This window comes from Pararhodobacter marinus, assembly GCF_003122215.1.
GTDB classification, from domain to species: Bacteria; Pseudomonadota; Alphaproteobacteria; order Rhodobacterales; family Rhodobacteraceae; genus Pararhodobacter; species Pararhodobacter marinus.
Genome location: NZ_QEYD01000014.1, coordinates 1 through 25163 on the forward strand (window position 1 = coordinate 1; position 25163 = coordinate 25163).

Annotated in this window: 30 protein-coding genes; 25 read left to right on the top strand and 5 right to left on the bottom strand. The window is 62.4% G+C overall.

What is annotated here, in order from left to right:
* Positions 1-401: 401 nt before the first annotated feature.
* The 6 genes from C4N9_RS19130 to C4N9_RS19155 all read left to right on the top strand — a co-directional run bounded on the left by C4N9_RS19130 (position 402) and on the right by C4N9_RS19155 (position 6297).
* On the top strand, positions 402-1787 hold the full coding sequence (locus C4N9_RS19130) for a Mu transposase C-terminal domain-containing protein (RefSeq protein ID WP_245902629.1): 1386 nt from the start codon (positions 402-404) through the stop codon (positions 1785-1787).
* A gap of 1 nt (position 1788) precedes the next feature.
* Positions 1789-2667 carry a TniB family NTP-binding protein gene (locus tag C4N9_RS19135; RefSeq protein ID WP_007803215.1) on the top strand — a complete coding sequence of 293 codons (879 nt, stop codon included), beginning with the start codon at positions 1789-1791 and terminating at the stop codon, positions 2665-2667.
* Positions 2604-3455 (top strand): TniQ family protein, encoded by an 852-nt coding sequence (locus C4N9_RS19140; RefSeq protein ID WP_224953344.1) that lies wholly within the window; start codon positions 2604-2606, stop codon positions 3453-3455. The genes C4N9_RS19135 and C4N9_RS19140 overlap by 64 nt, the downstream gene beginning before the upstream one ends.
* A 629-nt stretch (positions 3456-4084) precedes the next feature.
* Positions 4085-4588: a hypothetical protein gene (locus C4N9_RS21720; RefSeq protein ID WP_146195185.1), complete on the top strand. Its 504-nt coding sequence runs from the start codon at positions 4085-4087 to the stop codon at positions 4586-4588.
* Positions 4588-5340, top strand: a complete 753-nt coding sequence (locus C4N9_RS19150) for a sulfite exporter TauE/SafE family protein (protein WP_210404075.1) — start codon at positions 4588-4590, stop codon at positions 5338-5340. Before C4N9_RS21720 ends, C4N9_RS19150 begins: the two co-directional genes overlap by 1 nt.
* 258 nt (positions 5341-5598) lie before the next feature.
* A complete protein-coding gene (locus C4N9_RS19155; RefSeq protein WP_109534974.1) occupies positions 5599-6297 on the top strand; it encodes a spermidine synthase in 699 nt (232 codons plus the stop codon).
* 20 nt (positions 6298-6317) lie between these two features.
* Here C4N9_RS19155 and C4N9_RS19160 read toward each other — a convergent pair whose 3' ends face one another.
* Positions 6318-7124, bottom strand: a complete 807-nt coding sequence (locus tag C4N9_RS19160; protein WP_109534975.1) for a phytanoyl-CoA dioxygenase family protein — start codon at positions 7122-7124, stop codon at positions 6318-6320.
* A gap of 87 nt (positions 7125-7211) precedes the next feature.
* Here C4N9_RS19160 and C4N9_RS19165 point away from each other — a divergent pair, with 87 nt between their 5' ends.
* Complete coding sequence (locus tag C4N9_RS19165; protein WP_109534976.1) at positions 7212-8135, top strand: LysR substrate-binding domain-containing protein; 924 nt, start codon at positions 7212-7214, stop codon at positions 8133-8135.
* Here the strand turns inward: C4N9_RS19165 and C4N9_RS19170 are convergent.
* The 3 genes from C4N9_RS19170 to C4N9_RS19180 form a co-directional block, all read right to left on the bottom strand.
* Entirely contained in the window at positions 8132-8539 is a 408-nt protein-coding gene (locus C4N9_RS19170; protein WP_245902631.1) for an ankyrin repeat domain-containing protein, read from the bottom strand. The two genes, C4N9_RS19165 and C4N9_RS19170, sit on opposite strands and share 4 nt — an antisense overlap.
* 165 nt (positions 8540-8704) lie before the next feature.
* The gene (locus C4N9_RS19175) at positions 8705-9547 is read right to left on the bottom strand and encodes a hypothetical protein (RefSeq protein WP_109535043.1); all 843 of its coding nucleotides are present in this window, start codon (positions 9545-9547) and stop codon (positions 8705-8707) included.
* A gap of 238 nt (positions 9548-9785) precedes the next feature.
* Positions 9786-10442 (bottom strand): hypothetical protein, encoded by a 657-nt coding sequence (locus C4N9_RS19180; protein ID WP_109535044.1) that lies wholly within the window; start codon positions 10440-10442, stop codon positions 9786-9788.
* A gap of 235 nt (positions 10443-10677) precedes the next feature.
* On the opposite strand from C4N9_RS19180, the gene C4N9_RS19185 reads away from it, so the two are divergent.
* Positions 10678-11940, top strand: a complete 1263-nt coding sequence (locus C4N9_RS19185; protein WP_245902632.1) for a Fic family protein — start codon at positions 10678-10680, stop codon at positions 11938-11940.
* Positions 11941-12016: 76 nt separating this feature from the next.
* Here the strand turns inward: C4N9_RS19185 and C4N9_RS19190 are convergent, their stop codons facing one another.
* Positions 12017-12292, bottom strand: coding sequence for a hypothetical protein (locus tag C4N9_RS19190; protein ID WP_245902633.1), 276 nt, complete (start codon positions 12290-12292; stop codon positions 12017-12019).
* Between the two features lie 194 nt (positions 12293-12486).
* Between C4N9_RS19190 and C4N9_RS19195 the strand changes: the two genes are divergently transcribed.
* The 17 genes from C4N9_RS19195 to C4N9_RS19275 all read left to right on the top strand — a co-directional run bounded on the left by C4N9_RS19195 (position 12487) and on the right by C4N9_RS19275 (position 25127).
* Positions 12487-12846, top strand: a complete 360-nt coding sequence (locus C4N9_RS19195; RefSeq protein WP_088716109.1) for a hypothetical protein — start codon at positions 12487-12489, stop codon at positions 12844-12846.
* A gap of 130 nt (positions 12847-12976) precedes the next feature.
* Positions 12977-13555 carry a lytic transglycosylase domain-containing protein gene (locus tag C4N9_RS19200; RefSeq protein WP_425440807.1) on the top strand — a complete coding sequence of 193 codons (579 nt, stop codon included), beginning with the start codon at positions 12977-12979 and terminating at the stop codon, positions 13553-13555.
* Complete coding sequence (locus tag C4N9_RS19205) at positions 13552-13842, top strand: TrbC/VirB2 family protein (RefSeq protein WP_100196091.1); 291 nt, start codon at positions 13552-13554, stop codon at positions 13840-13842. The genes C4N9_RS19200 and C4N9_RS19205 overlap by 4 nt, the downstream gene beginning before the upstream one ends.
* 9 nt (positions 13843-13851) lie before the next feature.
* Positions 13852-14130, top strand: coding sequence for a VirB3 family type IV secretion system protein (locus tag C4N9_RS19210; protein ID WP_109534978.1), 279 nt, complete (start codon positions 13852-13854; stop codon positions 14128-14130).
* Positions 14120-16504: a VirB4 family type IV secretion/conjugal transfer ATPase gene (locus C4N9_RS19215; protein ID WP_109534979.1), complete on the top strand. Its 2385-nt coding sequence runs from the start codon at positions 14120-14122 to the stop codon at positions 16502-16504. The genes C4N9_RS19210 and C4N9_RS19215 overlap by 11 nt, the downstream gene beginning before the upstream one ends.
* Entirely contained in the window at positions 16501-16716 is a 216-nt protein-coding gene (locus C4N9_RS19220) for a hypothetical protein (RefSeq protein WP_109534980.1), read from the top strand. The genes C4N9_RS19215 and C4N9_RS19220 overlap by 4 nt, the downstream gene beginning before the upstream one ends.
* A 4-nt stretch (positions 16717-16720) precedes the next feature.
* Positions 16721-17887, top strand: a complete 1167-nt coding sequence (locus tag C4N9_RS19225) for a lytic transglycosylase domain-containing protein (RefSeq protein WP_109534981.1) — start codon at positions 16721-16723, stop codon at positions 17885-17887.
* Positions 17884-18681 carry a type IV secretion system protein gene (locus C4N9_RS19230; protein ID WP_109534982.1) on the top strand — a complete coding sequence of 266 codons (798 nt, stop codon included), beginning with the start codon at positions 17884-17886 and terminating at the stop codon, positions 18679-18681. The genes C4N9_RS19225 and C4N9_RS19230 overlap by 4 nt, the downstream gene beginning before the upstream one ends.
* A gap of 26 nt (positions 18682-18707) precedes the next feature.
* Entirely contained in the window at positions 18708-19355 is a 648-nt protein-coding gene (locus C4N9_RS19235; protein WP_109534983.1) for a VirB8 family type IV secretion system protein, read from the top strand.
* A 59-nt stretch (positions 19356-19414) separates the two neighbouring features.
* Positions 19415-20065 carry a TrbG/VirB9 family P-type conjugative transfer protein gene (locus tag C4N9_RS19240; protein WP_109534984.1) on the top strand — a complete coding sequence of 217 codons (651 nt, stop codon included), beginning with the start codon at positions 19415-19417 and terminating at the stop codon, positions 20063-20065.
* Positions 20062-21384: a TrbI/VirB10 family protein gene (locus C4N9_RS19245; RefSeq protein WP_109534985.1), complete on the top strand. Its 1323-nt coding sequence runs from the start codon at positions 20062-20064 to the stop codon at positions 21382-21384. The genes C4N9_RS19240 and C4N9_RS19245 overlap by 4 nt, the downstream gene beginning before the upstream one ends.
* 1 nt (position 21385) lies before the next feature.
* Positions 21386-22420 carry an ATPase, T2SS/T4P/T4SS family gene (locus C4N9_RS19250; protein WP_109534986.1) on the top strand — a complete coding sequence of 345 codons (1035 nt, stop codon included), beginning with the start codon at positions 21386-21388 and terminating at the stop codon, positions 22418-22420.
* Between the two features lie 17 nt (positions 22421-22437).
* Entirely contained in the window at positions 22438-22857 is a 420-nt protein-coding gene (locus C4N9_RS19255) for a hypothetical protein (RefSeq protein WP_109534987.1), read from the top strand.
* Positions 22857-23882, top strand: coding sequence for a TrbL/VirB6 family protein (locus C4N9_RS19260; RefSeq protein ID WP_109534988.1), 1026 nt, complete (start codon positions 22857-22859; stop codon positions 23880-23882). The genes C4N9_RS19255 and C4N9_RS19260 overlap by 1 nt, the downstream gene beginning before the upstream one ends.
* Before the next feature lie 147 nt (positions 23883-24029).
* Positions 24030-24281: a PDZ domain-containing protein gene (locus tag C4N9_RS22515; protein WP_109534989.1), complete on the top strand. Its 252-nt coding sequence runs from the start codon at positions 24030-24032 to the stop codon at positions 24279-24281.
* 96 nt (positions 24282-24377) lie between these two features.
* Entirely contained in the window at positions 24378-24629 is a 252-nt protein-coding gene (locus tag C4N9_RS19270) for a TFIIB-type zinc ribbon-containing protein (protein WP_076981242.1), read from the top strand.
* A 33-nt stretch (positions 24630-24662) separates the two neighbouring features.
* Positions 24663-25127, top strand: a complete 465-nt coding sequence (locus C4N9_RS19275) for a pentapeptide repeat-containing protein (RefSeq protein ID WP_245902634.1) — start codon at positions 24663-24665, stop codon at positions 25125-25127.
* Positions 25128-25163 lie beyond the last annotated feature (36 nt).

Genomic DNA, 25163 nt, shown 5'->3' on the forward strand with positions numbered 1-25163 from the left:
CGCAGGTGTCGCGTAGCCCTTAATTCTGAGATGACGAATTCAACAAAATCAAAGGTACACCGCTGCCCTTGAATGTGAGATGTTGCCTTTAAATCTGAGATTCTTGCCGTTAAAGGTGAGACAGGGTTCACAGGGCAGGTCTGGCAGTGACGATGCAAGCCGATGGCGAAGAAGTCGGAGTTGTTGGCGCGGAGGACCAGCGCCGGGCAGCAGTATTGCGGCCCTTGGTTCAGGCCTATCTGTCCGGGTCCGGTAGCTTGGAGAGCGGCATCCGTGACGCGGTCTGGGAGCTAGGTGTCAGCCGTGCGACGGTTTGGCGGTGGATTCAGAGGCTTGCCGAAGGAGGCGGCCGAACCAGTGCGATTGTTCCTCGAAAGCGTGGTCGTCCAGCGGGAACCGTCATGGTGCCCGACGAGGTTGAAGCCATGATCGAAGGTCACCTCAGGCGATACTACTTGCGGCGAGAACGCCCCAGCTTGGCGCGCGTGGTTAGAGAAATCCGGAGTGCTTGCGCTGAGCAAGGGCTTCAGCAGCCGACGCGCCGGACAGTTCAGCGCCGTCTCGATGCGATGGATGAGCGTGAAGTCATGAAAGCGCGCGAGGGGGCGAAGGCGGCACGGCAGCGTTTCGCGCCGGTGACAGGGCAAAACGCAGCGGAACGGCCGCTGGACGTTGTGCAGATTGATCACACTTCGGCGGACATCATCCTTGTCGACAATTTCGAGCGTAAACCCATCGGCCGGCCTTGGGTTACCCTCGCGATCGACATCACCTCACGCATGGTGACGGGTTGCCATGTGAGCTTCGAGGCGCCATCTCGCCTTTCGGTGGCCCTTTGTCTTACGCATGCCGTAGCCCCCAAAGCAGAACTGCTGGCTGACCTTGAATGCGCTGTCCCTTGGCCTGCCCAAGGTAAACCGCGGAGCATCCATGTCGACAATGGACGCGATTTCCGGTCCCAAGCCTTTCAATCAGCTTGTGCCGAGTGGGGGATAAACTTGGTCTATCGACCGCCAGGAAGCCCTCATTTTGGGGGGCATATCGAACGGCTGATCGGCACGATGATGGGCGCAGTGCATCTCCTGCCGGGAACCACCCAGTCGTCCGTTGCGGCCAAGGGGGGCTACGATGCAGAAGCCAATGCGGCGATGACCCTGCGAGAGTTCGATCGATGGTTTGCCCTCGAGATCTGCCGTTACAACAACAGCATTCACTCAAGCCTCACCTGCACGCCCGTTGCCAAGTGGGACGCGCTCGCAGGGGAAATGTCCGGCGACATCCCCTTCGACATGGAGGCGTTTCGGGTGAGTTTCCTGCCAAGTGAGCAGCGACAGGTTCGGCGCGACGGCATCCATCTGTTCGACTTGCGCTACTGGTCCGACGCCCTCGCAGGTTATGTCGGTCGTCGGGACGGAAAGGTGGTGGTCCGCTACGATCCCCGCGACCTCTCGGCCGTCTGGGTCGAACTGGATGGCGGCAGATGCGTCGAGGCCCGATACCGAAATCTTGAGATCCCGCCGGTGTCGCTCTGGGAGTATCGCGAGGCCATGCAAAAGGCACGCGCCATGGGAAAGGTGGGCACGAATGAATTGGTCCTCGCCGAATTGATCCGGCAGCAACGCCAGATCGAGGGTGAAAGCCGCGCTTTGACCAAGTCAGAGCGCCGATCACGTGAAAGGAATTCTTCGATGAAGGGTTTGGCCGTCGATGATCGGGCGTCGGAGGGGCTGCGACCGGTCGACACCAGTGATACATCGCGCCCCATGTTCAAGGTGGAGCGCTGGTGAATTGAGGGCAGAAACTGAAGACGACGGCCGCATCGCCCTCATTCAATCGGACATCTGGATCGGCTTTCCCCGAGCGGAGCAAGTGCTGGACCGGCTGCATGGTCTGATTGAGATGTCGCGGCAGACCCGCATGCCTGGCCTTCTGGTGCATGGGGCGTCCGGCATCGGCAAAACAATGATCGCCCGCAACCTGTCGCGACGCTATGCGCCGGAGTATGATCCGGAGTCGGGCGTCACCCACACCCCGTTACTTCTGTTGCAGGCGCCACCCGCTCCTGATGAGCGGCGGTTCTATATGCACATCCTCGCAGCCGTCGGAGCCCCGTCGTCGACGCTGAGCCTGAAGGCGCAGAGTGTTGCCTCGCTGGAAGTTCGGGTCGTGGGCCTTTTGCGCGACCTCGGGCTGCGGATGATCATGATCGACGAAGTCCACAACCTTCTTGCGGGCACGCATAGGGAACAGCGCCGGTTCCTCAATGTCTTGAGGTATCTCAGCAACGAGCTGGAGGCATCTTTGGTCTGCTACGGTGTCAGCGAAGCCGTCGATGCCATTCGCGGCGATGTCCAACTGGCCCGTCGGCTTGATGAACACCACCTGCCGAATTGGCGCGATGATGCCGAGTTTTCGGATATGATCCAGACATTGATCGCGGCCATGCCGCTGGAGAAGAAATCCAATCTGCAAGTGCGGTCGCTCAAGCAGATCCTCGCATTAACTGGCGGGGTGACGTCCCGCATCTTTGCCTTGGTCAAGGATCTGTCCATCGACGCGATCATCAGCGGTGACGAGTGCGTCACTGATGATGCCATCGCAAAATGGACACCGGTCTGGTCGCGCCATGCAAACGCTCAGCGACGGCTCGAGAAATCTGGGGCGTGACGTGTATCCCGCTGCCGATATCGGTGACGCCAGTGCCGGACGAGTTGCTTTCTGGTTGGTTATCGCGACTGGCCGCTTCCAATCATTGCGAGGTAGCAGACCTGCTCGCCCATATCGGGATCGACGCAAAATATGCTGCAGCCCTTGATTTTGATCTCGACATGCTGGCCGCGGATAGGATTTCCGTTGCGGCGCGCTTCGATCCAGCGTTCGTGTCGTCGATGACTTTCGCGGCGATGCCGGAAGCAGAGATGCGGTTGACCGCACAGGTGCCGTTCCAGGCTTGCACAAGCTGCGCTGATGGCGGCCTTGAGCTCAGGCACTGGCGTAGGGCCTGGGCGTTCGACTGCCAGATTTGTGGTGCCCGGCTTCTTCCAAAGGCCGACAGGCAAAATGGCGCAGCGGTCTCCGAAAAGCTGGTTGATCATGCCCGCCGGGGGGCACGGATGCTGGAGCGTGTCGCGGTGTCGGGCAGCGCGCGTCAACTACGCCGAGCCATGCGGGCGGTCACCTTCGCGATGGGACTCAAAGCTTTATGTGGAGACCCTTTCTTCGCGCTTCAAAGCCCCCGCCCGAACATAAGGCTCTTCTGCCTTGCCGCCATTGCCTCCGCCCAATCACGTCCACTGGTAAAGGCTGCGTTGTGCAGCATGGACATCGACGTCTACGCACGAGTTGCCCTGCTTCGCGCCTACGATAAGGAGCCCCGACTGCTTGCAACCGTCGACCAGATTGCTCAGCGGATGCGACTACGCGTCGGCGGTTCAGCCACCTCATCTCAAATTTAAGGGCAAGAAAGGCCGGAAAACGCGCCGTGTCTCGGATTTAAGGGCAAGGCGACAGGGCCGCACGCCTCCGGCCTTGTGTGCTGTGCTGACCGAATGGCCCCTTGTCTCTGCTCCGATGGCCGAGGCCCTGACTGGCGCCAGCCGAGCGGCCGTCCAGCGCAACCTTGCTTGGATGGAAGCGCGGGGCTGGATTCATTAACCCCGAGGCGTCACCAAGCACGTGTGCTCGCGCCGCCCGGGGCTACCGGCGGTTCAGTAGAATCCCTGCTGCGCGCAGGAACCTCATATGGAAGCTGAACATCGTCATGGGGCTCATATGGCCGCTGCGCTCCAGGATTTCAATCTCGCCACAGCCGGTCCGGTGGCCTGACCGGCGCAAACGCGCCGATCAGGCGGATTTCCTGAAACAATGCCTTATGGGGAACAACGCATGGCCGCCGCATCGGTTGACTTGTCCGGGACGGCTACATACCGTTGATGGATGGTGTCGCAAGCAAACCACTATCGGTTTCCTCTGCTGAACCGCCCTTGTCCCCGGGCGGTCTAGGCGTTTGCGCGCCTGCTGAACCTCCCGGGGCCTCCTCGCATTCCGAGAAATCTTGCGGCCACGCGTCGCCCGAGGAGAAATCATGGCCAGAAGCAGCACCCTCCAACCCGAAGTCCATCCGTTTGCCACCACCGCCCGGGTACGGCCGCGGAGCAGGGCGGTCCTGCCAATGGCGGACTATGATCTTCTTCTTGAATATCTCGAAATCTGTGAACGCGACAGGGGACCGAACTGGGCCTTGCTTGCCTATGTCCTGCAGAACCGGATCGTGAACACCGAACCATCCCACCGGCCAGTGGACCGAGACATAGTGGTCAGCCGGAACGAGGTCATATACTCGGTGAATGGGGCATCGGTTGAAGTTGGCCTGCTCGTGCACCAGCCGAACGTTGGACCCCGGCAACGGGGAACCATTCCGGTCTCGTCACTTTTGGGTGCGACGCTTATCGGCATGCGTATTGGGCAGCGCGCGCCGCTTCTGTGCGAAGACGGTTCTGTAAAGTCGCTTGTGGTCGTTGACACGGTCACGCCCAATCCGACGTCGGGACCAAACCTTTGCCCGGAGTTGCAGGAAAGAAGATCGTGATGGAATTTCTGGTGCTGATTTCTGCCGCCTTTGGTGCGGGGGTGCTGAACACGATTGCGGGTGGGGGCACCTTTCTCACCTTCCCGGCGCTGGTCTTCACTGGCATGCCGCCGGTCATGGCAAATGCCACGAGCACAGTGGCCGTCTTTCCGGGGTATTTGGGGGGCGCGCTGGGTTTTCGGCAAGAGCTGGGCGGTTTTGATCGCCGCCGGCTGCTGCGGCTTGCCGGTATCACCCTTGCGGGAGGGCTGGTCGGCTCGGGGTTACTGCTGGTTTCGTCAAACGAGGCCTTTGCCGTTGTGGTCCCCTTCCTGCTGCTGGGCGCGACCATGGCATTTCTGTTTGGGGACCTTGTTCGATCATGGGCCGCAGCAAGAGCACGGGATGTTACGGCAGACGGCGCATTGGGTTTGTTTGCGGTGGCGCTTTACGGCGGCTATTTCAACGGTGGTCTTGGCATCATTCTGCTGGCGCTGTTCTCGCTTTGGGGGATGGCGGACCTTGACCGCATGAACGCCCTGAAATCGGGGTTGAGCTTTCTGTTGTCGGCCATCTCGGTGGCGGTGTTCGCCGTGGCGGGTCTGGTAGCCTGGCCGCAGGCTGCTATCATGATGCTGGCTGCGACTGCTGGCGGCTATGCTGGGGCCCCCCTGGCGCGCGCCCTGCCAAAACCGGTCGTCCGTGGGGTCATCGCCACGGTGGGCTTTGGGATGAGCGCGATCTTCTTCTGGCGCCTGATAGCTGCGGGTTGACGGCGTGCGTCGCGCTTCGATCGCCCCTTGGCACCATGCCGGAATGGCGGCGCTCTCCGTGAGGGCGCCTTTCAGACAGTTTGGGCGAATGAATTCCCTGTTCAACATTTCGGCTGTCTTCCCCCTCCTGTGCGGGTTCAGTTCAAACAATGTCTGAGGGTTGCCCGATCGCCTGAGGCCTAGGGCAGCCCCGGAAAGTGATGAACCCCTGATCGCCCCGCCGCAGCGCGCGGGGTCCCTTTCTGTACAGGACCTGACATGACTTCGTGGACCATACTTGCCCGCGCCGGGACGGCGTCGGGAGACGACATTATTTTGCGCCAGTGCGGCGACGTCTTCGAAATTTGCTATAACGGCATCCAGCTGATGTCGAACCTGAACCATCAGTCCGAGGACCAGCTTGCGCTGAGGTCCATGCGCCGGATGAACTTTGAGGCGCGTCGCGTTCTGATTGGAGGCCTGGGTCTGGGCTTTACATTGCGCGCGGTGCTTGACCTTGCCCCACCCGATGCCGAAGTGACTGTCTGCGAACTGATCCCTGAGATCGTCGAATGGAACCGGGGTCCACTAGCCCATTTGGCTGACCATGTGCTGGACGATCCTCGGACAAGGGTTCTGATCGGCGATGTGCAGGCGCATCTGGCAGCGATCGACACGGCCTATGACCTGATCCTGATGGATACTGACAATGGGCCCGAGTCCCCTGTCCGGGAGGCGAACACGGGGCTCTATGAGGATTGCGGTCTCGGCGCGGTGGCAAGGTCCCTCGGTCCGAAGGGCCTGGTTGCGTTCTGGTCGGCCACCACGTCTCTACGGTTTGAGCACAGGTTGTCGGCCCAGCCGTGGTTCTGGCTGCGCGACGACATTCCGCTGATTCCGGGCCGCGTCGATGCCATGCACCACATCTACAGCTGCAGCTTCAGTGCCGCGGCGCTCGGGCAGCGCGAGGCTGCCTGAGCATCGCGACACCAGCCCGCTTATGCGGACGCTCTGTCGAACAGTCGCGGAAACCAGTCCTCGCGCAGGCGCTGGCCCGCAACCATGTCGTGGCCGGGAAACGGCGGCGACGTACGGCCGGGCCGTTCGACATAGCGGGCGTCGTCGCCCACCAGTCGCAGCGAGAACGCCCGCCGGCGCGTCGTGCTGGTGTTCCCGCGCGCGCCGTGCAGCGTCATGTAGTTGAAGGCGACGGCATCGCCGGGTTCCATCGCGAACTCGCGAATGTCCATGCCCTCGGCATCCGGGTCGGGCACGGGCATGTAGTTGTCCTCATCCGGGTAGAAGTTGGTTTCAGAGAGCCAGCGCGTGGGAAGGACGGCCTTGGGCCAAAGGTGCGACCCGGCGACACAGCGCAGCGTCGCTTCGCGGACCGGGTCAAGCGGGGACCAGAAGCTAACTGTCTGTCGACCCTCCACGAAGTAGTAGGGTCCGTCCTGGTGCCAGGGCGTTGGTTTGGAGGTCCCAGGCTCCTTGACCAGCACATGGTCATGGAAGAGCTGCACGGTGTTAGAGCCCATGAGATCAGCGGCAACTTCGGCGGCGGGCGAGGTGCGGATCACGTCCTCGAACTCTGCAATGCGGTTCCAGTTGCAATAGTCGTCGAAGAAGCGACCGCCCTCGCCGGGCTTCAGGTTCTCGGCCGCGTATTCGCCAGGCTCTGCCATGTTGCGATCGACGCCTTTTCGCAAGGTGTCGACATGGTCCTTGAACAGGCCTTTCACAAGAATCACACCGTCGCGCTGGAAGGCGTCGATGTCTGCTTGACTGATGAGTGGGTGCGGCATTGGAAGACCTTTCGAGTTGATCTCACAGAACTTCCGGGACTGCAAAGATAGTTTCAAATAATAACTTTCTAATGTAGCCTTAGTTTTATGCTACATCTTACCCTACGCCAGCTTGAATACGTCGTGACCGTCGCCCGCGCAGGAAGCCTCTCTGGGGCCGCGACGACGCTGAATGTGTCGCAGCCCTCCCTGTCCGTGGCCCTCGGACAGGTCGAGGACACGCTGGGCGAAAAGCTCTTCATCCGGTCGAAGGGTGCACCGCTTCGCATGACGATGTTCGCCAACCTCTTCGTTGCCGAGGCCGAAACGCTTCTGGCGATGGCGCGACGTCTGGAGGACCCCGCGACAATACAGCGTGCGGTGAACGGCACGGTCGTCCTGGGATGTTTCGAGGACTTGGCTGCGTATCACCTTGCGCCGATCCTACGTCTTCTGCGGAAGACTCTTCCGGGCGTAGAGATCATCTGGAAGATCGCGGATTTCGAGACACTTGCCCGCGAGATGCGTGAGGGTCGCATCAGTCTTTCGCTGACCTACGACCTGGGCCTGGATTCGGGTTTCAACCGCATTGCCCTGTCGGCAGTTGCACCCCATGCCTTCGTCGCAGCTGACCACCCGCTTGCCGATCGTCCAACACTCGCCCTGAAGGAGATCGCCACAGAACCGCTTATCCTGTTCGAGGAAATGCTGTCCAACCGCCACACGCTGCAGCTTTTTCGAAATCAGGGCCTGTCGCCCACGGTGGCGCATCGCGTCAGATCGCTGGAGATCATGCGAAGCTTGGCCGCCTACAGAGAAGGCGTCGGTATCAGCTATGGGTGTCCTCCCACCGACCGGTCCTATGATGGGGCGAAGGTACGCGCTATCCCGATCACCGACAGAAGCGCGCGCGAATCGATAATTCTTGCCCATGCGGTCGCCGCGCCCACATCATCTGTCGTAAAGGCAGCGACGGCAGCCATCGCCGCGATGTTCACGGACCGTCAAGCTTCCGGCGGCAGCGCCCTCTAGCCATCGCGCAGGATTGCGACGCTCGCGTCGTAGCCTCGCGCCCTGGGGTGTTGAAGCGGGGTAACCCCGTCACGGTCGGCGATGGTCCGGTCGGCACCGGCCTTGACCAGGGTGCGTACCCTCTTGACGTGGTCGGGCCCGCCGTCGCCCAGGACGACCGCTTCGATCAGGGCGGTCCAGCCGAGGTTGTTCACATGATCCAGCGGTGCACCGCCGGCAATGAGGCGGCGAACCACCTCATGATGGCCCAGATGCGCGCCGGCGATCAGCGCCGTGCCGTCATAGACGCTGGTGATCAGGTCGGGACCATTCCTAAGGAGCAGGGCCAGCGATACCAATTCTGGATCGTTGGCGACCGCGGCAATGGTCAGGACATCGTAGACCTCGTTGTCGAGTGTATTCATGTCGGCCCCGGCGGTGGCAAGCGCCTTCAACGCGGCATCGTTCGAGGCGAAGGCCGCCACATGTGCGGGCGCACGGCCATTTCCATCGGGTTCGTCCAGATCGGCCCCCGCTGAAAGGCGCCGTCAAGACTGCGCGATACACCTAGCGCGTTAACCGTACTGCAATCATATCGCGATCTCGCCTGCCATCACAGCACGCCCATGAACGGCGAGCATCGCTGTGAACCTCGGGCATCCGAACTGCCGGATGACCTCGAGAATGCGAGCCTCGTAAGCGGCTTGCCCGATAAGACGGCACAGGTCTGATGCGTGAAACTGCCGGTTGCCACTTGGTGCCGCCTTGATCTGATCGTGCAACTCCCGCTCACGCGGATCAGACGCTCGCTCCGGCGTAGGCGCTGCTTCCGGTCGGCTGAACGTACCGGGTGAGGTTCGCCATCGGCGCATGAACCCAAGGAGAAAACCGGCCGGAACCTTGTCGTTTCCTCGCGCCCGGTTGAAGGCTAGGAAGCGGTCCCAGATCACCTGCGTGTCGACGTTCCAGCAGGGCAGGGCCTTCTTCGCAGCTTTGATCAGCTCCGCCCAACAGGTTTGAAAGACGTTCGAGTCAGCGACAATAGTGATCTGCCCTGAGAATACAGTTTTGTTATCTTTCTCTCTAGATAGTGATGTGTCGCCTGTGCCTGACCCAACTTCCTGATCATCCCCCTCTGCGTCAAAGGCAGCGAAACGGAAAAGCCAGGGTGCGAACTTGCCGTTTGGCTTCTCTCGCCTCAGCTCCAGTTCGGACGCCTCGAGTTCCGCCAGCAGTTCGGTCAGGTACTGGCGCGAGATGTTCATCTTCGACGCGAGGCCCGCGAGCGTGAAAGCGGCCGTCCCACGCGATAGCCCGTTGAAGCCCTCCTTCCACGCGATGGCGTCGAGGATGACTGTTGCCAGCTTGTGGGCGGATACGGACAGTTCTGTCTGTGTGATCCGTCGAAGGATCAGGCCGGTTGTGGGTTCCATGGTCGGTGTCTCCTCGAGAGACGACCCCATGCCGAGAGCAAACAACATTCTTGCCAGCAAAACAACTTTGCCGGTTGCAGAGGTTTGGACAGTGCGCTAGAAGATCCTTGTTCACGGGTTCTTCTAGCACGGCGTCAGGCTTTTCGGTCTGGCGTCGTTTCCCTTTTCGGGTTCGGTGCACAGTCTCCGGTGCAAGGTGTGTCGGAGGCGGGCCTGCCCGATGGAGGCCCGGCCGGGTTCAGTAGCGGACCTCTTCGAAGTCGTAGTTGCCTTCATGATCGCGCCAATCGACGAAGACCGAGCGGTAACTCACCCAGTTGCAGTGTCCGGTGTTGGGCAGATCGGAGGCGGGCGGCACTTGGGCGACGCTGGACCGGGTCCAGTGATAGTCGCCTTGGACCCCGTAGGAGCCGAGGCGCGTAGAGTCAGAGGTGATGCAGTCGCCGTCTCGGTTCTGGCGCTGGCTGAACTGGATGTGAAACACGCGGATGCTGCGGACGAAGTCGAAGGCATCACCCGAGATGTCGATGTCAGCGCGCTCGTCTGACTGGACTCGGACAAGGGGCAGGGGATCTCTCGGGGTGCTGACCTGATGCGCCTCTTGGAAGGCGATGTCGTAAAGCCGCTCCATCGGCGACAGCGGGGCAGGGGCGTTGAACGACGCCCCCATCGGGCAACGCCAGATCTGCAAGGGAGGTTCGATCGGCCAAGGCGTGATCCGACGTATGAAGACCGCGCGTGCATGGGCACAGGGTGCGGAAGCCGGCCAGCCACCTGCCAAGCAAAGCAAGATGGCGCAGTCGACCTGATAGGCTTGCGCCGGCTCGACCGACCCGAAGAGGTTCGATACGGTGATTACCGCGGCTGCCGCCGCGGTCCGGACCCTGTGCTTCATGACGCCGACTCCCACTATAATGGTGCGGCGATACAAAACAACACGCACGATAGCAAGGAGATTTCATCGCGGGAGTTGCGGTGTGACCCCCTAAGGGCTGGTCGCAGATGTCGGTCTGACGCGTGACGTGGCTTCAGGGCACCGATTGGGCAATGGGATCCCTGAGCCAAGCATAAGTGGACATCGAACCGGCCAAATAACCGGACGTGATCTCCGTAGCCTGTAGCGCACTACTATGATAAATATTCATTTTATGGAGAATGCGTACGGTCAAGAAAGCGGCCAGCAGGAAGGTAATGTGATGGTCCGTGATGACGGCGAAACGGTAGGCTTGTTCGAGCCCCTCATGGTCTCGGAGGGCTCTCCTGTCCGCTCAGGCTTGAATGATCTTGTACTCGAGTTGGCGGAGAAATCCGCCGCATTCCGCAGCAGCTTGCCCGCTTCAATTGCAGAGCCGCTTGCTGATCTCGTGCGGGCGATGAACTGCTACTACAGCAACCTCATCGAGGGGCATGACACCCATCCCATCGACATCGAACGCGCCATGCGGAACGATTACAGCGCCGATCCAAAAAAGCGAAACCTTCAGCTTGAAGCCAAGGCGCATGTCGCCGTTCAGAAATGGATCGACGAAGATAGCATGGTGGAACCACCGACCGCGCCTGCGTCAATCATCGAACTGCATCGCCGGTTTTGTGAACTCTTGCCGCTCGAGCTTCTCTTCGTCGAGAACCCAAAGACAGGCGAGAAAATCCCGGTTGTGCCCGGAGAACTGCGCAAACGATACGTTGAAGTCGGACGGCATATCGCCGTCAGCCCTGGTGCCGTCCCCCGCTTCCTCGACCGAATGCACAAAGCCTATAGCCTTCCCGGCAGGATCGAACCGATCCTTGCCGCGGCTTGCGCCCATCACCGGCTTCTCTGGGTGCACCCCTTCCTTGATGGGAATGGGCGCGTTGCACGTCTCATGTCCTACGCCATGCTGCGCAAGACCCTGGACACGCGCGGCCTTTGGTCAGTGGCGCGCGGGCTGGCGCGGCAGGAGGCAGCCTACAAGGAACACCTCGCCGCCTGTGATGGGCCGCGCCGTGGCGACCGCGACGGCCGCGGCACGCTCAGCGAGGCTGCGCTTGCCTCCTTCGCGCAGTTCTTTCTGCGCATTTGCATCGACCAAGTGGAGTTCATGGCAGGGCTCATGCGGCCAGACCGGTTGCGGGACCGCATTTTGATCTGGGCGGAAGAGGAAATACGTGCCGGATCCCTGCCTGTGAAATCCGATATTGTTCTGAAAGCTGTTCTTTATCAGGGACAGATCGAGCGGGGCGAGGTCGAGTCCATCCTGGGTACGAGCGACCGTACGGCGCGACGTGTGACCTCAGCGCTTCTCGAGGCTGGCGCGCTATCCTCAGTATCGACACGTGCCCCCCTAAAGCTGGCGTTCCCCGCCAAATATGCAGGTCGATGGATGCCGGGGCTCTTTCCTGACCGGGAAGACTGAGGACTGAAAGCTCGCTTGAAACAGGCAGTGCATGAGCTGGTACTCCGTTCAGGGATTCAGGACCGGGCGGGGGCCACTACTCCACTGCGTCGAGAAACCGTCCGTACTCTTCGCTCACTTCCCTCGCTTCGATAGAGGCCCGCGCGCGTTCATTATCGAGGCAGCGGAAATAATCCTGCACGGCGGCGATGTAGGCCTCGAAATCTCCCCGGATCAGATCCGCGTAGGCGCGCATGTCTTCGCGTGACGCAGGCAGGAACGGCCGCTCCGGCGGGGTGCAGGCATGGACCGGGCATGCTGCCACGAGTACGGTGATCAGCAGCGCTAGAGTGATGTTGCGCGCACAGGTCATGTGCAGGGCAAAACTCCTTTGCCGCCTTTAAGGTCACTATTTTGTCAGCTATCACCGTTATCGGAGCAAGGCGAACTTCGTCAAGTCGTTTTAATTGTCTTGCTATCGTTCATGTTGTATTGTATCGCCCGCGGTGTTGCGACTCCGTGGGCCCGAGACTGCACCCAGGCAGAAGAAGGACCCAAGGGAAGGCCATGATAGAAGAAGCACCGAATGTGGTTACAGAAGACGGGCTGCGCGGCCTCCTTGCCGAAGGCTACCTCATCGAGGTGGTCTGCAAGGAAGGCGCCGAGAAGCGCCACAACAGTTGGTACGGCGCCTGGGTCATCCGGGCGGTTGCCCCGGATGGAGGGGACGACAAGATGCTCGTCACCAGCCGCAGCGTCCTCAAGCTGCGCGATTTCAAGACCATCGTCGGCCTTGTCAGCTTCCTTGCCGACATGGGCTGCACGACCGCCAGCATCCCGCTTGTTGAGGGTGCCCGCGAGCGCCACGCAGCCCCCGGGCGCTCGCCCGAGCCACGGACTGGTCCGGTTCTGGTCAAGGACAACTGACCGCGCGTTCGCGCTCGTCGTTGCATTGGGTACAGGTGTTTGTTCCGCACCCCCGGCCCTTGCCGACGGTGTCATCTTCCAGGTCAGCCCTGATGGCCGACTTATCGACACTGCCGAGAGCACGAGCAGCCTGCGCTCGTTCACCGGCGAAGACGATGCCCAGACTGGGCCCCTCCCAGATCGCCTCTTTCTTTTTGCAGCGCCGCAGTCTCGCGGAGATGATGCTCCCCTGAGCGATGTGACGGCTGCCGCAGCGGTCGCCCCGCGCGCCGTCCGCGCCACCCCCGAAATCCTCCACGCCATCGAGACCACAGCGCTGCGCCACAGTGGCCATGACGCTTTGCGTCAGGCGGGCCTGTCGGTCACTGATTGGGTGCTGTTCTACCGCGCTAACATCGAGGTCGAGAGCGCGTACAACCCACGCGCCTTAAGCCCGGTTGGAGCCATCGGTCTCGGCCAGCTCATGCCCGACACCGCGCGCGATCTCGGCGTCGATCCCCATGATATCGCCCAGAACCTCGACGGCTCTGCCCGTTACCTTCTGATGATGCTTGAGCAGTTCGGCGATCCCGCGCTGGCGCTCGCAGCCTACAATGCCGGTCCCCATGCGGTCACCCGCCATGGCGGCATTCCCACCTTTCGAGAAACCCAAGGCCATGTGGCCCGTGTGACAGCCGTGTTCCAACGGCTGAGAGGAGACCTTTCGTGACGTCCAAACCTTCTATTGTTGCACTCGGCGCGATGGCTCTGATCGTGCTGGCAGGACCGGCGCTTGCGCAAAGCATCGACCTCTCGCCCGTGCAGACGCTGCTACAAGGCATCGTCGATGCGATCACCGGCCCCTTGGGCATCGTGATCGGCACGCTCGCCCTGATCGGCGTGTTCCTCTCCTGGCTCTTTGGCATCCTCGATTTCCGTCAGGCGCTCTGGGTCGTGGTCGCGATCGCGGGCATCGCCGCGGCGCCCACCATCGTCGCCGCCATCTGGACGACCTGAGAAGCACCCATGTCCGACCAGTCCCGCGTGTTCATCGGCCTTCTCAGGCCACCCAAGCTGATGGGCCTGCCGATCATGTACGCCATGGTCTGGCTCTTCGGCTCGACGCTTCTGTTCCTGTGGGTGCAAAGCTGGGTGGTGGCCGTCTTCGCGGGGCTGGCCTGGCCGACGCTCTGGAAGGCCGCGGACTGGGATCCGAACTTTCTCGATGTCCTGGTGATCACCTTGCAGGAAACCCCGCCCACGACAAACCGCAGGATCCACGGGGGCGACAGCTATGCTCCATGATGGAGTTGCCCGTGACGTGGAAGGCGCCCTCGATCCGCTGACTACGCTGCCTGCATGGGTCAAGGGCGAGAAGCGGCTCTCGTCCATGCTGCCCTATGTCAGCCTCGTCACCGACCGGACGATCCGGACACGCGGTAACGAGTTGATGCAATGCATCCGACTCGAAGGGGTCAACAGCACCACGAGCGAGGACGCCCATCTCGACCGCATCGGCGGGCTCTTGGCGGGCATCGTCGCACAGGTCGGAACCGAGTTCTCCTTCTACCTGCACAAAGTCTCGAAAGCGGTCGATGTGACCCTGCCGCCCATCCCGGGCGATGGGTTCGCTGCCGCCGTGGACCAGCGCTGGCGCGCGCATCTGGGTCAATCTGGCCTGCGCGACAAGACGCTGACCCTGACCGTGCTGAAACGTCCCGAGACCGGCAGCCGTTTGCCCTTCGGCTTGGGCGCGTCTCGTGCCCGGCATGCGGCGGACACGACCCGACGCTTGCGCAAGCTCGACGAGGTCGTTGGGTTTCTCCTGTCGTCCTTCGATGAGCTGAAGCCCCGCCTGCTGGCCGCCAGTACTGGCGAGCTTCTGGGTTTCCTCGGCTCCCTCAACACGGGCGAGGAGCACCCGCTCTTCCCCCGGTCGCGCCTCGGTGTGATCGCCGAGGACGTGGCCAATACCCGCGTCACCTTCCGCGGCACGACCATCGCACTCTCGGACGGTGCCGTCGGCGACAAGCTCGGGGCGATCTTTGCGGTGAAGAACTACCCCGCCAAGACCGATAGCCTGATGCTCGACGAGTTGAATCTGCCCGTCGACATGGTCGTCACGCACTCTTTTGTGCCGATCAACGCCAACATCATGGCGGGCCGGATCAAGCGGCAGCTGCGGCTTATGCAGGCCGCCAATGACGGAGCCGTCAGCCTCGCGCAGGAACTGGAACTCGCCCAGGACGATCTGGAATCCAAGCGCCTGATCTTCGGTGAGCACCACATGACCGTGGCAGTCTATGCGCGCAGCCAGGCCGCCCTCGACGATATCGCAGCCGAAATCCGCAACATCTCTGCCACCTCCGGCATCAACCTGATCTCCGAAGCCTTCGGCGCACGGGCGCATTTCATGGCGCAGCATCCCGGCAACACCGGGGCGCGCAGCCGCAAGGCCGCAATCACGAACCATAACTTCGCCGATCTCGCCACCTTCCACCGCACACCGCTTGGCAAGACCGGCAAGGAAGTGCCCTGGGGCGTACCGATCACGCTTTTCCCGACGCCAGAGCGCAGCGGGTTCCGCTTCAACTTCCACGAACAGGGCGCACCGGACCACGAGCCCACAGGTGGCCACACGCTGATCCTCGGCCGCCCCGGCTCAGGCAAATCCGTGCTGGCGGCTTTCTTGATGACCATGGCTCGCCGGGCAGGCGCGCGGCTTTTCCTCTTCGACTATCGCGCCGGCATGGAAATGGCCGTCCGCGCGCTTGGTGGTAGCTATTCGACCGTGCGGGCCGGGCGGCCCACGGGCCTGAACCCGCTGCAGACGGAAATCGACGCCCGCGGTCAGGCATGGCTGGCCGACTGGCTCGCAAGTCTCCTCGAGCGCCGCGACCGACCCCTGAACCCGGTGCAGACCAACCGCCTGCAAGAGGTCGTGCGCCAGAACGCGAGTGCCGGGAATGCTGGGTTACGCAACTGGTCTGATTTCGCCTCTCTCCTCGTCTCGACCGATGACGAGGGCGATCTTTTCGAGCGGATGCAGGAATGGACCGCCGATGGCCGCTATGGCTGGATCTTCGGGGCGAATGCCGAGGATAGCTTCAGCATAGACGGCGATGTCGCAGGGTTCGACCTGACCGGCATCCTCGATTCTGAAAGCGAGCGGGAACGCATGGCGGTCCTCTCCTACCTCTTCCGCCGGGTCGAGCGCGTGATCGAAGACCGCAAGCCGACGATCATCGTCATCGACGAGGCCTGGAAGGCGCTCGACAACGCCTACTTCGCAGAGCGGCTCTCAAACTGGCTGGTGACCGCGCGCAAGCAAAACGCGGTCGTCGTGATGATGACCCAATATGCCAGCCAGCTTGAGCGCACTCGGACCGGCAAGACCATCGTCGAAGCCGTGCCGACGCAAGTTCTTCTGCCCAACATCCGCGCCTCGGCCGCCGATTACGCGATGCTCGGCCTCAGCGACAAAGAACTCGATGTGCTTCTGGGCGTCGGCTCCGCCTCGCGGCTGGCCCTCGTGCGCGACGACCGGGGAGCTGTGGTGATCGACGCCGATCTGAGCGCGCTCGGCCCCCTCGTGACCATCCTTGGCGGCATGGAGAAGGGCGAGGCTCTTGTCGGCCCCGACTACCGTGACCGCCCTGATTTCTGGAGAGTGACATGACCCGTACCATCATCCGCAGCGTCATGCTGCTTGGCCTCGGCCTGACCCTGACAGCCTGCGCGCAGCATAACCCTGCGCAGGCCAACTGCTTCAACTTCCGCGGTGCGCCCGCGCAGGCGGCAACCGCGACGACCACGATCTCGACCATGGGGGCGGAAGTCACGCGGCGCGACACGGCCTGCGATTTCGTCCTCTTGGGGGCGGGCGGCTAATCGCATGCGGAGCTGGCTCCCCCTCTCGATGGTCAGTCTTGCACTGGCAGGCCCCACCGTCGGGCCAGCGGTCGCTCAAGGCGTGCCGACCTTCGACCTGCGCCTCTTCGCAGAGCGGCAGGCGATCCTCGAGCAGACCGACCGGGATCTGGCGCTGCAGCAGGACCGGCTGACCCGTGAGGAAGAGCTGGCCGAGATAGAACGCCAGCAACTCGCCTCGCTAGAGGGGCTGATGGATGCCATGTCCCTCGGCTCCGGCGATGTCGCAGGCACCGTGGCTGGGCTCGAGGCGGGGCAGGGGGCGGTAGACGACGTCGAAAGCGCGGCCGCCAGTCTTTATGCACCCGAGGACACCAATCCAGCGGCAGCGCGGATGTTCGGCGATGCCAGGGAGGAGATCGAGGAGCTGATCATCCGCGCAGCACGCGACACCCATAGTCTGTCCGGGGTCGGCCGCGCAGGTCTTTCGCTCGTGCAATGGCGCTGTCTCTTGCAGGCGCTGATCTGGCAGGAAAGCCGTTTCCAGATCGGGGCACGCTCACCCGTGGGTGCCTTCGGACTTACCCAGATCATGCCCGATACCGCGGGCGATCTCGGGATCTACCCGGCCTATTACGACGATCCCTATCTGCAGGTCACCGGCGGTGCGCGATACCTCGCACAAATGCTGAACATGTTCGATGGCAACATTATCCATGCGCTCGCCGCCTATAACGCCGGGCCGGGCAATGTGCAGGATTATGGCGGTGTGCCACCCTTCGCGGAAACCCAGCATTATGTCGTGGTGATCCCGCAGCAGTACAACAGCTACCTCGCGGCCGTAGGCGGCATCGATGCGCTCGGCACCATCGACCCTGTGCTCCTCGCCAACGCGAGTTTCAGCCTCTCGGCCCATGGCGCCGGGGTCTATGGCGATTATTCGCTGGTTTCGGTCCGTGCCGCCGCCCTGCGGGTTCAGGACATCATCACCCGCATCGGTGAGACCGAGGATATCCACGAGGCCATCGCGCTCAACACCTATGCCCGGGCCGAACTGGCCCGGCTGGTCGCAATCCGGACCCGGATCAAGGCCGCCCGAACCGAACCACTCAGCGCCGCGCAGATCGCCTTGGCGGCAGCGCAAGCTGCCGAGCGGCAATACATGGATTTCAGTCAGGAGGATTTGCGTTGAACCTGCGCCTGCCCCGTTCCCTTTTCGCCGGTAGCATCGCTCTCGCGCTTGCCCTCAATGTCACCGGACCTGTCGCGGCACAGGGTGTGCCCACGGTGGACACTCAGAACATTGCCCAGGAAATCCGTCAGCTTCAGCAGATGCTGCAGGATTTCGGGATCCAGACCGATCTTCTGGACAATGCGTTGGCGCAGCTCGACCTCCTGCAGCAGCAGTTCGACCAGCTCGAGGAGATGTATGCCTCGCTGACCGGGCCGCGCAGCATCCTCGGTCTCGCCATGGGCGGTGACCTCGACAATCTCCTGCAGGCCAATTTCGAAGACATCCCCGGTTTGATCCGGGGCATCCAGGCGGGCGACTGGTCGAGCCTGATCGGCCCCAACGCGGGGCCCCTGCGCACGCAGATGGAACAGGCGCTTGCCAGTGCTGGCTTCAACGAGGACTCGCTGCGCGAAATCGCCACCAGCGGCAATCCCGGCGCGGAAGGTGTCGCTACGCGGGCCACGACCGGTGCCGTGATGTCGGCGGCGGCCCAGAACAGCCACGCCGAGGCAGCGCAATCCCTCGAACGTGTCGAACAGCTTGTCGCGATGATCCCCGACATGGAGGACCTGAAGGCATCGATGGACCACAACACCCGCGTCACGGCGGAACTGGCCATCGCCATGACGCGGATGTGGGAGCTTGAGGCGATCCAGACCCTCGGCGCTGGCAATGCGGGCGTGGTGGATGCTGCCACCGTCGCCGAAGAGCGCCGCTACATGGACTTCACCCTGCCGAGCCTCGCGCCATGACCAAGGCTCCAGACATGAAGGCAGGTATGAGCACGCGAGAACTCGTCGAGGAGGAACTGATCCATGGCGCTTTGCGCCGGGAACAGCTCTGGCGGATGATCGGCCTGAGTGGTGCAGGCTTTGGCGTCTTCGGCTGCCTTGCAGCCGCGGCCGTCGCCCTGATGGTCGAGACACCCCCGCCCGTCGTCGTGCCCTATGATCCCGCGACAGGTCTCGCTCTGCCGAACGCCACGGTGGAAACGGTCTCGCTTGCCGAGCGGCCCGCCATCATCGAGGCGCAGATCTACCGCTACATCCTCGACCGCGAGGCCTATAATCAGCTCGACAACGACCTGCGCGTGCGCCGCGTGCTGGCGCAATCCACCGGGGCGGCCGAAGCCAGCATGCGCGCCATGTGGACCTCCGGGCAGGAAAGCTATCCGCCGACCCGCTACGGCCCTGCGGCAGAGATGGCTGTCGAGATCGCCTCGATCACGCTCATCGGTGACAACCGCGCGCAGGTACGCCTCAGAAAGCGCCTGACAAGCCCGCAAGGGTCGCAGGACGGTTCCTTCACCGCCACACTGATGTTTGCCTTCCAACCCGAACGGACCCGCACGATCGACGACGTCTGGCAAAACCCTTTCGGCTTCACCGTCACCCAATATGCCATCCGATCGGACCGTTCCGAATGACCCCTGTTCCAGTTCTCACATCCGTTCACGCCCTGCTCGTCGTCGGTGCCCTGGCGCTCATGGCGCCCGCAGCCTTTGCCGAGACCACGCCGCGCCCCGGTCCCCATGACAACCGCGTCCGGATCGCGACTTGGACCGAGGGGCAGGTCTACCGGATCGTCACCACCCTGACCCGGGTCACCACCGTCGAATTCGGCGAGGGCGAGACGATCCGCTCGATCATCGCGGGTGACACGGTGGGTTTCCAGTTCGACGGCGTGCCGGGTGGGCGTGCCTTCGCCATCAAACCCGCCGCCTCGGGGGTGGCCACCAACATCACGGTCTACACGAACCGCCGCTCCTACTATTTCCACGTGGTCGAGGCGCGCGAGACCCCGCATTACGTCGTGCAATTCCGCTATCCCGAGAGCCGCGTACAGCCGACTCGGGCCGTCGCGGCTGATGCGCCGAATGCCAACTACGCCGTCAGCGCTAGCGAGGAGTTCACGCCGACGGCTATCTGGGATGACGGCACCTTCACGTATTTCCGCTTTGCGCGGAACGCGCCGGTCCCGGCGATCTTCCGCTATGCCAATGGCGGTGAGCGGGCGGTGAACAGCACGGCACTCGAGGACGGCGTCATCCGCGTCTCGGGCGTGAACCGGCAATGGGTGCTGCGCCTCGGCGAAGACGAGGTCTGTGTTCAGGATATGGGTGGGCCCACATCATGAGCCAGGACACCGAAGACCTCGCCGCGCGTCTCGCGGCGCTTGAATCGACGGGCGACAAGAAGCGGGCGGTCACACGTCCATCCCCGCTAACGGCGATTCTTGGCGTGGCCGGGATTGTGGCCGTGGGGGGGCTTGCCTGGGCGGCCTTGCAGCCATCGCCGGAAGCGCCCCTGCCGACCGCAGCCCCCGAAGAGTTCCAGACCACAGGATCGGGCTTCGGTGACCTCGCGCCCATGCCCGTGGTCGAGTCTGCACCGCCGCCGGTCGAGACCGGCCCCACCGAGTCGGAACTGGCGCTGATGGAAACTCTCGCCACGCTGCGCGCGGAACTCGAAGACCTGCGCGCGCGGCCTGTCGAGGCATCGAACAGTGGCGCGGAGCAGGCTATCGCCGATCTCACGGCGCAGATCGCGGCGCTGCAGGAGGCCTCGACCGAGGCGCAGCGCGCGCTCGAGCGGCAATTGACCGAACGCGACCGGGAACTCGACCAGCTGCGCATGGACCTTGAAGTTGCGCGGCTGACCCCACCCGCGCCCACTGACCTCGGCCCGAACGAGGAGGAGCTGCGGCTAGCCGAACTTGAGCGCCGCAGGATCGCTGAAGCGGAAGCTCGCGCCGAACGCATCGCCTCGCCCATGATCGCGTTTTCCGGGATGGGGGCAGGGACTGACCGAGAAAACAGCCTTGAGGCTGCGCGTCTGAATGAAGACGAAGCCTTTGTCCGCGCAGGCGCAAGGCCCGCCCCAGTGACGCGGGCCGAAGTAATAGTGAACCCGGGCAACACGGTCGTGCAAGGCACGATGATTCAGGCCGTGACCGAGACGGCCCTCGACAGCACGCTACCCGGCGCGATCCGCGCCATTGTCTCGGAAGATGTGCATTCCTTCGACGGCGCGCGGGTCCTGATCCCGCGCGGTGCACGTCTTGTGGGGCGCTATCGCTCCGATGTGGCGCTCGCGCAGTCGCGAGTCACGGTGGCCTGGGACCGCATCATCCTGCCCGACAACCAGACAGTCGAGATCAGCGCCTTTGGTGGCGACGAGCTTGGCCGCACCGGCACCACCGGCTTTGTCGACACCCGCTTTGCGCAGCGCTTCGGTTCGGCCGCGCTGATCTCGCTGATCGGGGCCTTGCCCGCAGCCGCCGCTGGACAGATCGATGATGAGGCCGCGGCCGACATCGCGAGCGACGTCGGCACGGACCTGCGCGACAGCACCCAAAGCGTCATGCAGGACTATCTGGCGATCCGCCCCGTGATCCATGTCGATCAGGGCACGCGGATCACGGTCATGGTCGACCGCGATCTGGAGATCTTCTGACATGGCCGCAAGCTATCTCGAAGCCTCGCTCGACCGGCTGGGCGCGCACGTGCAACGCGACGACACGATCGAGATCTGCATCAACCCCGACGGGAAGGTCTGGGGCGAATTCCAGGGCGATCATTTCATGCGAGGTCTCGGCAACCCGCTTACCCAGACCGAGATCAAGGACCTCGGCAACCAGATCGCCTCGGCCGCCTCGACCACGCTCAGCACCAAGAAACCCATCGTCTCGGTCTCGATCCTCTACCGGGACCGTCCGATCCGGGCACAGGTGATCCAGCCACCCGCCGTCGAGGGTGGGTTTTCGATCTCGCTGCGGTTCTTCTCCTCCCTGCCGCTGGAAGCCATCAAGCTTGGTTTCCTCTATGGCAAAGAACGCAGCCTTGAGGGCCTGCGCTTTGAGCGAAACGCTACGCTGCGCGATGTCGTGGCCTCCGGCGACATTGATGCCGCCCTGCGCTTCTGCGTCGAGAACAAGCTCAACATGATCGTCTCGGGCGGCACCTCAACCGGCAAGACGGTCGCGGCCCGCAAGATCCTCTCTCTGATCCCACCCGAGGAGCGGATCATCACCATCGAGGAGGCAGCCGAGCTGCGCCCCGAACAGCCGAATGCCGTAACGCTGATCGCCGACCGGGACACCGAGGCCCGCAGCGCGGATGTGCTTCTGGCCTCGACCCTGCGGATGAGGCCCGACCGGATCGTGCTGGGTGAGGTTAGGGGCCGCGAGGCGATGACCTTCCTCGAGGCGATCAACACCGGGCATGGCGGTTCGCTCACCACGCTCCATGCGGAGACTCCGCAACTGGCCGTCCGTCGTCTCGCCATTGCCGCGCTCAAGACCGATGTGCCGATGACCTATGCCGACATGGTCGACTACATCGAAGGCTCCATTGATGTGATCATCCAGGCCGGTCGCCATGACGGCGCCCGCGGCATTACCGAGTTCTTCCTGCCGGGGCAGGCAAGACATCCAGACCAGAACACTGCCGGAACCGAGGGCACTAAGCGCCCTTCGGTTGCCGCCGAATGACCCGAAAGAAATCCACCATGCGCAAGATCACCCTCGCCGCTGCTGTCACCCTGCTGGCCGCTCCCCTCGCGGCCCAGACCTCGCCTCAGGTCACGAACGATCTCACCGTGACCATGTCGCCCCAGCAATACCGGATCTGCAACGACCGGCCCGCTCGCCCGACCTGGATGAACGAGGTTCACCCGCGTGAGGCCTACAAGGCGCTGACGTTGATGCGGCTCTACGAGCTGCGGTCATGGGAGGCGATCCAGGAAACCGGCGATTGCGGCTGTGATGTGCGCTTCCCGTCATGGGATGCAGCCTCGGCCGAGTACGAGGAACGGTTCGCGACAAGCACCCAAGCGGAGCACACTCAGGCCCAATTGGCCCTTCGGAACGAGCAAAACCAGATTGCCCGCGACGTCCAGGATATCTGCGAAACCCAAGGCAACTGGTAATGAGCATCGTCAGCTGGATGGTTGGAACTGCTGACGGCTTCCTGGCCGATGCCGCCCAGTCCCAGTTTGGGGCGGTGGCAAGCAATACCGGCACAATCGTCCTACTGATGGTCACCATTTCGCTGATCGGCGTCTGCATCAACATGGCCTTCCAGTTCCGTAGCATGGATGGGGCCAGCTTCTTTTGGTACCTGATCAAGCTGATGCTGATAGGGCTCTTCGCCTTTAACTGGGCCAACTTCAACGCGGTCGCGACGGCGATAATCGGGGGGCTCGACTACGTCGCCGGAGCTTTGATATCCTCGGTTGGCGGCGGCGGGGCAGGGGCCACCTACTTCGCGGGCGAATTCGACCGGCTGATCACAGAGTTCAGCCAGTACCTGAATGCGATCGGCAATAACCTGAACTGGATGACCGGCGCGATCCTTGGCGGCATTGGCTTGATCCTCCTCAGCCTGCTTGGGTTCATGACGGGCATCGTCCTCATCTTCGCCAAGATGATGCTGACACTCATGCTCGGCCTCGCGCCGATCATGATCGCTCTGTCGCTCTTCGATGCGACGAAGGATTTCTTCCACAGGTGGGTCTCGACGACGATCAGCTACGCCTTCTACCCCATCGTCATCGCCGCCATGTTCTCGACCGTCGTCGGCATGGCGAATTCGCTGCTGGCGCAGCTTGGGGACCCGAACTCGGCCACCAATATCGGCTCACTGGTGCCGTTCTTCGTGATGGTGTTCCTGGCCAAGGGCTTCGTTGCGGCAACGCCCCTGATCGTGCGGGGGATCTCTGGAAACCTGATGGTAGCCGCAGCGCCCGCTGTGGTCTCTGGCTCGGCCGGGATCATGCGGGGAGTCTTCAATACTGACGGCGTCAAGGGCCGGGCGAGGATCGGAGCGCTCACGACAGGCGAAGCGATCGGCCGAGGAGCTGTCCAGGCTCCCGCCGCCGTGCGGAGCGCTGCTGTGACGGCCAGCGCGCAGGTGGTCAGGATGGCTGAGAGGGCAAAGCGGCTGGGGCGGTGATAAATGGTGGCGATTGATTTTGATAATCAACCGTTTGTTCGGAATCGTGTGCAGCACATGTTCATTCTACGGTCGCACAAAATCGTGTCGTTTCGAGCTCGGTGCCGGGCGCTTCGGCTGTGAGAAAACACAGCCTTCAGGCTCTTCGTGTCACCCCCGCAGCACGACAGCTTCGGGACCTCCATTTCGAAGGTCTGCGCGCGGCCCGGCAGGCCCCCGGGCCACCTCGTGCCGGGCGATGTTATCGCGGCCATAGACGGGCGGGCAGTCAGGACCTCGGAAGACATCAGCGATGCACTTTACGCCCACGCGCCCGGCGACAGGGTGGCCATTTCTCTGCTGCGAGATGGGTCCGAGCTCGGCACCTCTGTTGTCGTTGCGTCGCCGCAACCGGACTGACCTCGCCGCTCGCGCAATTATCAGCCTGCGCGCATTGGAATCCAGCTGAAAGTGCTTACTTCCTCTGAGGATAGAAGTCACACAGGAGTAGAACGCATGCAATGTCCCGTAGACGGTGAAACATTGGTAATTGCCGAGCGCAGCGGTGTCGAAATCGACTATTGCCCGAAGTGCCGGGGTGTCTGGCTCGATCGCGGTGAACTCGACAAGATCATCGAGAGAGCGGGGCCTCCTGCTTCTGAGCCCGCCCAGGAATATCGGCAGGACACGCGGGGGACTGACTCACATGGTGGACGCCCCTACAAGAAGAAGCGCGAATCCTTCCTTGGCGATCTGTTCGATTTCTAGGGCGTGAAGTCGTTCAATCACGAGGCTCGAGAATTGAAAAAGAACAAGAAGAACGTGGTGTTCAGCCCCGCGATTTCCGCACTCCTTGTGTTCCTTTCGGCATTTTCTGTCGCGGCTCAAGAGGCGAGCGACGCGTCGCAACTGAGAATGCTCGGACAATGCCAGGCATGCAGTTTCGAAGGGCTGGATCTCACCGAAAGCAAGTTGACAGGGGTCGATCTGAAAGAGTCGACCCTGCGGGCAATCGATTTCGCAGGCGCGAACCTCAGCATCGCGCTCTTTGATTTCGCCGTGATCGAGAACGTCTCGTTTAACGGTGCAAATCTGGGCGGCGCGAGCTTCAGAGGGGCGCGTCTGGTCAACGTGACTTTCGAAGGAGCGGATCTTAAGGCCGCTGTATTCGAAGACGCGATCCTCGAAGCCACCGATATAACGGCTGGACGTCTCTGTAACACACAGATGCCGAACGAGACCACCGACAATACCGAGTGCGATTGATCCAGCAGTGATGCTGCACGTTTGAAACTTTTAACG

What these genes read in the sequence shown, in the direction of transcription:
- C4N9_RS19215 (WP_109534979.1), top strand. Translation starts at nt 14,120, where the DNA reads ATGCTCCATGATGGAGTTGCCCGTGACGTGGAAGGCGCCCTCGATCCG.
- C4N9_RS19170 (WP_245902631.1), bottom strand. Translation starts at nt 8,539, where the DNA reads ATGAATACACTCGACAACGAGGTCTACGATGTCCTGACCATTGCCGCG.
- C4N9_RS19225 (WP_109534981.1), top strand. Translation starts at nt 16,721, where the DNA reads ATGCGGAGCTGGCTCCCCCTCTCGATGGTCAGTCTTGCACTGGCAGGC.
- C4N9_RS19210 (WP_109534978.1), top strand. Translation starts at nt 13,852, where the DNA reads ATGTCCGACCAGTCCCGCGTGTTCATCGGCCTTCTCAGGCCACCCAAG.
- C4N9_RS19245 (WP_109534985.1), top strand. Translation starts at nt 20,062, where the DNA reads ATGAGCCAGGACACCGAAGACCTCGCCGCGCGTCTCGCGGCGCTTGAA.
- C4N9_RS19195 (WP_088716109.1), top strand. Translation starts at nt 12,487, where the DNA reads ATGATAGAAGAAGCACCGAATGTGGTTACAGAAGACGGGCTGCGCGGC.
- C4N9_RS19250 (WP_109534986.1), top strand. Translation starts at nt 21,386, where the DNA reads ATGGCCGCAAGCTATCTCGAAGCCTCGCTCGACCGGCTGGGCGCGCAC.
- C4N9_RS19240 (WP_109534984.1), top strand. Translation starts at nt 19,415, where the DNA reads ATGGCGCCCGCAGCCTTTGCCGAGACCACGCCGCGCCCCGGTCCCCAT.
- C4N9_RS19270 (WP_076981242.1), top strand. Translation starts at nt 24,378, where the DNA reads ATGCAATGTCCCGTAGACGGTGAAACATTGGTAATTGCCGAGCGCAGC.
- C4N9_RS19235 (WP_109534983.1), top strand. Translation starts at nt 18,708, where the DNA reads ATGAGCACGCGAGAACTCGTCGAGGAGGAACTGATCCATGGCGCTTTG.
- C4N9_RS19165 (WP_109534976.1), top strand. Translation starts at nt 7,212, where the DNA reads ATGCTACATCTTACCCTACGCCAGCTTGAATACGTCGTGACCGTCGCC.
- C4N9_RS19130 (WP_245902629.1), top strand. Translation starts at nt 402, where the DNA reads ATGGTGCCCGACGAGGTTGAAGCCATGATCGAAGGTCACCTCAGGCGA.
- C4N9_RS19175 (WP_109535043.1), bottom strand. Translation starts at nt 9,547, where the DNA reads ATGGAACCCACAACCGGCCTGATCCTTCGACGGATCACACAGACAGAA.
- C4N9_RS19185 (WP_245902632.1), top strand. Translation starts at nt 10,678, where the DNA reads ATGATAAATATTCATTTTATGGAGAATGCGTACGGTCAAGAAAGCGGC.
- C4N9_RS19220 (WP_109534980.1), top strand. Translation starts at nt 16,501, where the DNA reads ATGACCCGTACCATCATCCGCAGCGTCATGCTGCTTGGCCTCGGCCTG.
- C4N9_RS19190 (WP_245902633.1), bottom strand. Translation starts at nt 12,292, where the DNA reads ATGACCTGTGCGCGCAACATCACTCTAGCGCTGCTGATCACCGTACTC.
- C4N9_RS19150 (WP_210404075.1), top strand. Translation starts at nt 4,588, where the DNA reads ATGGAATTTCTGGTGCTGATTTCTGCCGCCTTTGGTGCGGGGGTGCTG.
- C4N9_RS19160 (WP_109534975.1), bottom strand. Translation starts at nt 7,124, where the DNA reads ATGCCGCACCCACTCATCAGTCAAGCAGACATCGACGCCTTCCAGCGC.
- C4N9_RS19180 (WP_109535044.1), bottom strand. Translation starts at nt 10,442, where the DNA reads ATGAAGCACAGGGTCCGGACCGCGGCGGCAGCCGCGGTAATCACCGTA.
- C4N9_RS19140 (WP_224953344.1), top strand. Translation starts at nt 2,604, where the DNA reads ATGGACACCGGTCTGGTCGCGCCATGCAAACGCTCAGCGACGGCTCGA.
- C4N9_RS21720 (WP_146195185.1), top strand. Translation starts at nt 4,085, where the DNA reads ATGGCCAGAAGCAGCACCCTCCAACCCGAAGTCCATCCGTTTGCCACC.
- C4N9_RS19255 (WP_109534987.1), top strand. Translation starts at nt 22,438, where the DNA reads ATGCGCAAGATCACCCTCGCCGCTGCTGTCACCCTGCTGGCCGCTCCC.
- C4N9_RS19155 (WP_109534974.1), top strand. Translation starts at nt 5,599, where the DNA reads ATGACTTCGTGGACCATACTTGCCCGCGCCGGGACGGCGTCGGGAGAC.
- C4N9_RS19260 (WP_109534988.1), top strand. Translation starts at nt 22,857, where the DNA reads ATGAGCATCGTCAGCTGGATGGTTGGAACTGCTGACGGCTTCCTGGCC.